Origin of the sequence: Flavobacterium rakeshii (assembly GCF_009741375.1) — a bacterium.
Lineage (GTDB): Bacteria > Bacteroidota > Bacteroidia > Flavobacteriales > Flavobacteriaceae > Flavobacterium > Flavobacterium rakeshii.
On sequence record NZ_WOWP01000028.1, the window covers coordinates 1 to 1,185 of the forward strand.

Below are 1,185 nucleotides of genomic sequence, written 5' to 3' on the forward strand. Positions count from 1 at the left end.
TTCTCACGTTTTCTACTACTCTAATATAGTTTACTTTATTCCTATCAAGATAATCTTTTACTATTTCTACTGCTTTTTCTGGTGATATCATTATTTCAAAACTGTTATTTGATGTAATTTATTATTTTTAGAGTATCAATTACATTAACTAAAAAAAACGCAGTTAAAACTGCGCTCTTTTCTATTAAAAATGCTCATTTTGAGATTATAACTAAACCTCTAATTATAGCCTAAACATCTTTTATAAAATATTTACCATTAGCATCTTTATCTATTCCATAAATTATGGTATTAAAATTTTGATAATATAAAGGTTCTCCTGTCTCATCTAAAATGGTTAAATAATCAGCATTATCACAAATTGCTATGATGCTAACTCCCCAACACGGCATTATTTTACCTTTATTTACCCCTTCATAAATTTCTTCGTTTTCAATATAAAAGACATTTTCAATCTTATCTACATTAAAAGTATTCTCAATATCATTCAATACTTTTATTGCTATTTCCCTGATTTGTTGTTTAGTGTGGTTCATTATTTCATTTTTAAAATCGATATATCTAATCAGGTGAGATCAAGAAATCCGGATGATGATATTCCATATAGTAAAGCACCATCTTCTGCATTTAATGTTATAAATATAGGAGTTTCTCCATAATAACCTTCAAAATAATACGCTACCGTATAACTTGTTAACTCCTTCCCCTCCATAACACCATGAGGTACCTTTTCTTTTTCTGTTTTCACTTTTTCTGACACTCGAATATAGTCTATTTTATTCCTGTCAAGATAGTCTTTTACTATTTCTACTGCTTTTTCAGGCGAGATCATTATTTCATCTTTAATATTGATATATCTAATCAGGTGAGATCAAGAAATCCCGATGATGATGCTCCAAACAGTAAAGTACCATCTTCTGCATTTAATGTTATAAATATAGGAGTTTCTCCATAATAACCTTCAAAATAATACGCTACCGTATGACTTGTTAATTCCTTACCTTCCATAACACCATAAGGTATCTCTTCTTTTTCTGTCATCACTTTTTCTGACACTCGAATATAGTCTATTTTATTCCTGTCAAGATAGTCTTTTACTATTTCTACTGCTTTTTCTGGTGGTATCATTATTTCATTTTTAATATTGATATATCTAATCAGGTGAGATCAAGATATCCCGATGAT

General features: G+C 28.9%; 3 protein-coding genes. All 3 read right to left on the reverse strand.

What is annotated here, in order from left to right:
* Nucleotides 1-230: 230 nt before the first annotated feature.
* From GN157_RS09000 to GN157_RS09010, 3 genes are read right to left on the reverse strand one after another with little or no spacing between them, the layout of a single operon-like run.
* The gene (locus GN157_RS09000) at nucleotides 231-536 is read right to left on the reverse strand and encodes a hypothetical protein (protein ID WP_157483091.1); all 306 of its coding nucleotides are present in this window, start codon (nucleotides 534-536) and stop codon (nucleotides 231-233) included.
* A gap of 29 nt (nucleotides 537-565) precedes the next feature.
* On the reverse strand, nucleotides 566-832 hold the full coding sequence (locus GN157_RS09005) for a hypothetical protein (RefSeq protein WP_157483092.1): 267 nt from the start codon (nucleotides 830-832) through the stop codon (nucleotides 566-568).
* Nucleotides 833-861: 29 nt separating this feature from the next.
* Entirely contained in the window at nucleotides 862-1,128 is a 267-nt protein-coding gene (locus tag GN157_RS09010) for a hypothetical protein (protein WP_157483093.1), read from the reverse strand.
* Nucleotides 1,129-1,185: the final 57 nt, after the last annotated feature.